A 6,311-nucleotide genomic window follows, 5' to 3' on the forward strand; every position below is an offset into this window, starting at 1 on the left:
CCCCCTTAGGCGGACTTTTGGTTCCTTTTCGTCCGTCCGAAAAGGAACCCGTGGCGCGCGGCGGAACGCGCTCGTGATTCTTGCCGCCGAAGGCGGCTCCGCTCAGGGTTCCGGCCCGCAGGGCCGGGTCGCATGGCGACTCCCTACGGGGAATCCAAAGGGGTCGCGAAGCGACAGCCCGAATGGGGACACCATTTGTCCCGAAGGGACAAGTGGCGCCTGTGGCCCTCTTTGAATGCGCGTCGCCGCTCTGCGGCGCTCGCCGCAGGCGAGGAGCGCATCTAAAGCCCCGCCGGGCGCAGCGCGGCAAACCGAAGAAAAGCCCCCGCTGCCCGCAGAGCGGCAGAATAGAGAAAGGAATTCACCAGAATGAAAGGGTTTGAACACCTGCTGACCGGCCTGCCCGCTTTTGAGCGGGTCAAAAGCGCGGTGAAAAATCGGGCGACCCCGGTGCTCGTCACGGGGCTCTCGAACGTGCACAAGGCGCATATGATCGTTTCGCTCGCCGGTCTGCTGGAGACCGGCGGGCTGGCCGTCGTGTCCGATGAGGCGGCGGCTACCCGGCTGGTCGAGGACATCAACATCATGGCGGGGGAGGGGACGGCTGCTCTTTTCCCCTCGCGCGAATGGACCTTTCAGGAGGTGCAGGGGGTCTCGAGGGAATACGAGCACGCGCGGCTGGCGGTGCTCGGGCGGCTGCACGCGGGAAGCCTGAAGATCGTGGTGGCGTCGGCGCAGGCCGCGCTTCAGTATACGATGCCCCCGGAGGTGCTGGAAAAACGCATCCGGACCCTCGAGGCTGGCAGGGAATACCAGATGGAGGAGCTGACGCGGTTTCTGGTGTCGGCGGGCTACACCCGCTGCGACCAGGTGGACGGCGTCTGCCAGTTCTCCCAGCGGGGCGGCATCCTCGACTTTTTCCCGCCCCACATGCCCGACCCCTTCCGCGTTGAATTCTGGGGGGACGAGATCGACACGATCTCCACCTTCAAGACGGACACCCAGCGCAGGGTTGACACGGTCAAGCGGGTGGACATCACCCCGGCGGCCGAGGTGGTGGCGGACAGCCCTGAGCGGCTGGTGAAGCTTTTGCAGGGCGCGATGAAAAACATCCGCGGCACCCGCGGCAAGCTTGCCAAGGAGAAGCTCGAGGGGGAGATCGCGCGGATTTCCGACGGCATCATGCCCCAGAGCCTCGACCGGTGGCTGCCGCTGCTCTATCCCGAGCCGGCGACCGTCTTCGACTATCTGCGCGACCGGCCGCTCTTCCTCTGCGACACGGCCAACTGCCGCGAGGCGCTCAAAAACGTGCTCTGGCAGCAGAACGAGGACGTCAAGATCCTGCTCGAGGAGGGCGTCCTCTTCAAGGGGTGCGACCGGTTCGGCGAGGACTTCGTGGATTTGCAGCGGCACGCGTCGGAGTCGAACAGCGTGCTGCTCGACACCTTCGTCCGTTCGGTGGGGGACATCCCGCTGCGGGACATGATCGACGTGAACGCCGTCCAGCTCTCCTCCTGGAGCGGCGAGTTCTCCCTGCTGCGGGAGGACGTGCAGAACTACCTTTCGCGCGGCTACTGCGTCATCGTCTTCGCGGGAACCTACCGCGCCGCCGTGACGCTGGCGGAGGATTTGCAGAAGGAAAACATCCGCGCCGCCGAGTGCGAGGAGATCGGCAGGCTCACGCCGGGCGTGGTGTACGTCGTCGCGGCGAGCATGTCGGCGGGCATGGAATACCCCGACCTGAAGCTCGCGGTCATCTCGCAGGCCAAGGCGGTCGTGCAGGGCGCCAAGCGGAAGCCCCGCCCCAAGGAGGGTAAAAAGCTCCGCGATATCAGCGATCTGACGCCGGGGGACTACGTCGTGCACGTCTCCCACGGCATCGGCGTGTTTGAGGGGATCGTCAAGCGGGACGTGCAGGGGATTGTCAAGGACTACATCAAAATCCGCTACGCGGGCACCGACATGCTCTTCGTGCCGGTCACCCAGCTCGACCTCGTCAGCAAATACGTCGGCGTGCGGGACGACGCGAACGTGCGCCTCAATAAACTGAATTCCGTCGAGTGGCAGAAGACCCGCCAGCGGGTCAAAAAGGCCGTCGAGGACATGGCCAAGGAGCTGACAGAACTCTATGCCAAGCGGATGGCGGTCAAGGGCTACGCGTTTTCGCCCGACACCGACTGGCAGAACGACTTTGAGCGGCGGTTCGCCTTTGAGGAGACGGACGACCAGCTCCGCTGCATCGACGAGATCAAATCGGATATGGAAAACCCCGTCCCGATGGACCGGCTGCTCTGCGGCGACGTGGGCTTCGGCAAGACGGAGGTGGCGCTCCGGGCCGCCTTCAAATGCGTGATGGACGGCAAGCAATGCGCGCTGCTCTGTCCCACGACCATCCTCGCGTGGCAGCATTACCAGACGACCACCCGCCGGATGGAGGGCTTCCCGATCAAGGTGGAGCTGCTCTCCCGCTTCCGCTCGGCAAAGGAGCAGAAGCAGATCCTTTCCGAGCTGCGGCGCGGGGAGATCGACATGATCATCGGCACCCACCGCCTCGTCCAGAACGACGTCCAGTTCAAGGACCTCGGCCTCTGCATCATCGACGAGGAACAGCGGTTCGGCGTGCGGCACAAGGAGAAATTCAAGGAGATGCGCGCCACCGTCGACGTGCTGACCCTTTCGGCGACCCCCATCCCGCGCACCCTCAACATGGCGATGAGCGGCATCCGCGACATGAGCGTCATCGAGGAGGCGCCGCAGGACCGCCATCCGGTGCAGACCTATGTGGTCGAGCACGACTGGGGCGTGATCGCGCAGGCGATCGAGCGGGAGCTGCGCAGGGGCGGGCAGGTATTTTACCTGCACAACCGGGTCGAGAGCATCGATTCCTGCGCCTATAGGATTAAGCAGATGGTCCCCGAGGCGCGCATCGTCACGGCGCACGGCAAGATGGGGGAGGAACAGCTTTCCCGCGTGTGGCAGCAGCTGCTCGACTACGAGGTCGACATCCTCGTCTGCACGACGATCATCGAGACGGGCGTCGACGTGCCCAACTGCAACACCCTCATCATCGAGGACGCCGACCGCATGGGGCTCTCCCAGCTCTACCAGCTGCGCGGACGGGTGGGGCGCTCCACCCGGCGCGCGTTCGCCTACCTCACCTTCCGGCGGGACAAGGAGCTCTCCGACGTGGCCGCCAAGCGGCTGTCCGCCATCCGGGAGTTCACCTCCTTCGGGTCGGGCTTCCGCATCGCGATGCGCGACCTTGAGATCCGCGGCGCGGGCAACATCCTCGGCGCGCAGCAGCACGGCCACATGGAGGCGGTCGGCTACGACATGTACCTCAAGATGCTCTCCGAGGCGGTGGCCGAGCAGAAGGGCGAGGCGCCCGCCAGGACGGCCGCGGAGTGCATGGTCGACGTGCGGGTGGGCGCGCACATCCCCGAGGACTACATCGACAACCTCGCCCAGCGCATCGACATCTACAAGAAGATCGCCGCCATCCAGAACGAGGAGGACGCCATGGACCTCATCGACGAGCTGATCGACCGGTTCGGCGACCCGCCCGACGCGGTCAAGGGGCTGGTGGACGTGGCGCTCGTGCGCAACACCGCCTCCCAGATGGGCATCCGGGAGATCTCCCAGCGCGGGGACGCGGTGCTGCTCTATCCCGAGGTCATGGATATGTCCCGCGCGGGCTCGCTCGCCGTCAGGCTGCGCGGCCGCGTGATGGTCAGCGCGGGCAGCAAGCCCTACATCACCGTCAAGATCCCCGCGGGTTCCGAACCGCTCGACACCATCCGCGAGGCGCTCGCCGCCATGGGGGAGTGATCTTTTGCGGCGGCCCGCATAAGCGGCGCGGCGCGGAACAGGATAAGACTGGATGGAAGCCGTTTCCCGAACCGTGTGGAATTTCTAGTGGACTTTTTGGGGGCGGCGTTGTATAATAAGCGGGTATGCAAGCAATACCCCTTACAGGAGGAATTCAAAATGACGACTGTTAAAAAAATCGCGGCGCTCGGCCTGGCCGTGCTGATGACCGCGAGTCTCGCCGCCTGCAGCATGGGCGGGGACACCAAATGGGCGGCCAAGGCGGGCGACCTGACCGTTCCGGCCGGCGTCTACATCAACGAACTGATCACCGCGTATTCCGACGCGACGGTCGACCTTCCGTCGGACGTCAAGGACCCGCTCAAGGAGCAGGTGGACGGCGTCACCGTCTCCCAGAAGGTCACCGAGGAGGCCAAGAAGGGCCTTGACGAATACATCGCGATCGAGCAGAAGTTCGGCGAGATGGGCCTTGCCATGAGCGAGCTCGACAGGGCCTCGGTCGAACAGACCGCCGAGCAGTACTGGACCGGATTCCGTCTGGAGGAGACCTACACCGCCAACGGCGTGTCCAGGGAGTCGTTCATCCTCGCGCAGGAGAACATGGTCAAGAAGTCGATGATCTTCAACGCGATCTACGGCGAGGGCGGCACCGACCCGGTGCCCGAGGAGGAGCTCAAAACCAAGTTCTCCACCGACTACGCCAAAATCCTGCTCATCCCCGTGTCGATCAACCCCGCCGAGGACACCGACGAGGCCAAAGCCAAGGCCAAGGAGCAGGCTTCCGAGCTGATCAACAAGTACCTCGAGCGCGCCAAGGCGGGCGAGGATATGGAAACGCTCGTCTACGAGGCCCGCAAGGAGCTTTCGGGCAACCAGGATCTCGAGAAGCCGGAGGCGGGCACCTCCTTCACCTTTGTGAACCGGGAGAACTCCTCCTATTCGCAGGAGGTGGTCGATACGATCTTTGCCGCGCCGATCGGGGAGCCGACCGTCGCCGAGTCGGAGGACGGGATGTACCTCTTCGTCCGCTACGATGTGATGGAAAACGAGAGCGACTTTGCCCAGCGCAGGGCGGCGCTGGTCTCCGCGCTGCGCGGGGACGCGTTTGACGAGCAGGTCTCCCAGTGGGCGGACTCGCTCACCGGCGTCACCTATAACGACGCGGCCCTCAAGCGCTACACCCCTGAAAAACTGAAGGTCGGCTGAACGGCATCATAAAAGCCGGCGCGAAAGCGCCGGCTTTTTGTTGTCCCCAAACGTCCCCGCGGACGGTTCTATAGGTACCGAAGGACAAAAAATCAACCTGTAAAGGGGATCGATCCGATGATGAGCCCCGGCGACGGCCCGCTGCTGCCGAGCGCCCGCTTTGCACGCAGCGCGCCGCCCGCGGGGCGCCCAATCCGGGCGGCCGCGCCGGGTGCGCGCGCTCTCGGATCCACGGGCTTTTTACCGATCGCTTCATGAAATGAAAAAGGCGGCCGCGCAGCGGCCGCCTTTTAAAATACTCAGATGCGCTCGAAGAAGCTCGCGTCCTTCTTGCAGATGGGGCAGATGAAATCGGGCGGAAGCTCCTCGCCCTCGTAGATGTAGCCGCAGACCTTGCAGCGCCAGCCGTGTTTTTCGGCGGGCTTTTTGTAGGAGGGGGCGTTGGGAGGGGTCTCGCCCTTCTTGACCTTGTGGTAGTAGTCATAGGTCATGACGGGCGCGTCGGAGAGCTTGACCGCCTCGATCGATTTGCCGACAAAGAGCACGTGCGTATCGAGGTCGAGCTTGTCGATCACCTTGCAGGAGAACATCGCGGAAGCGGTTTCCGTGGGATACCACACCCCGTTGGCATCCGCGCCGTGGGGAATGCCCGCGAATTTGTCCTCCTCCCTGCCCGAGCGGAACCCGAACCGGCCGATCAGGTCCATCGTGGCCTCCTCGGTGAGCGCCACGGCGTTGAAGAGCCCCGACCGCTCGATCAGCGAGGTGGTCAGGTTCTGCTTGGAAACCGCCACCGCGACCTTGGGCGGTTCGGCTGTCACCTGCGTGACGGTGTTGACGATGCAGCCGTTTTGCTTGCCGTCAAACGCGGAGCTCAGCACATAGAGCCCGTAGGACATCTTGAAAAACGCCTGTAAATCCAACATGAAACATCCTCCTTCTGTTTTTTATCTTGCCACTGATTTGGGGCTGTCATTCATTGGGACTGCCGCTCGGGGAGCGTGGGAGTCCTTTTTGGGCTTTCCGCCCCGGCGGGCGGTTTTCAATTTGCCGCGCTGCGTCCGGCGGGGCTTTTTTCACGCCCCTTCGAGGCGCTCCAGATGTGCCGCTTGCGGCGGCGAAGATTGCCGGGTCCCGCCCCGGCGGCGGTTTTGGATTTGCCGCGCTGCGTCCGGCGGGCTTGGACAGGAATTGCCGCTTAAAAAGCGGCAAGAATCACGAGCGCGTTCCGCCGCGCACCACGGGTTCCTTTTCGGACGGACGAAAAGGAACCAAAA

At 64.0% G+C, this 6,311-nt stretch carries 3 protein-coding genes; 2 read left to right on the forward strand and 1 reads right to left on the reverse strand.

What is annotated here, in order from left to right; genetic code table 11:
- Positions 1 to 369: 369 nt before the first annotated feature.
- Together mfd and ACZO3G_RS14265 are read left to right on the forward strand one after the other, a co-directional pair.
- A complete protein-coding gene (mfd, locus tag ACZO3G_RS14260; protein WP_101548793.1) occupies positions 370 to 3,828 on the forward strand; it encodes a transcription-repair coupling factor in 3,459 nt (1,152 codons plus the stop codon).
- Positions 3,829 to 3,987: 159 nt separating this feature from the next.
- The gene (locus ACZO3G_RS14265; RefSeq protein ID WP_288283708.1) at positions 3,988 to 5,034 is read left to right on the forward strand and encodes a hypothetical protein; all 1,047 of its coding nucleotides are present in this window, start codon (positions 3,988 to 3,990) and stop codon (positions 5,032 to 5,034) included.
- Between the two features lie 299 nt (positions 5,035 to 5,333).
- On the opposite strand, the gene ACZO3G_RS14270 is transcribed toward ACZO3G_RS14265, so the two are convergent.
- Entirely contained in the window at positions 5,334 to 5,960 is a 627-nt protein-coding gene (locus tag ACZO3G_RS14270) for a flavin reductase (RefSeq protein ID WP_243107484.1), read from the reverse strand.
- Positions 5,961 to 6,311 lie beyond the last annotated feature (351 nt).

The organism is Anaerotruncus sp., assembly GCF_057433415.1.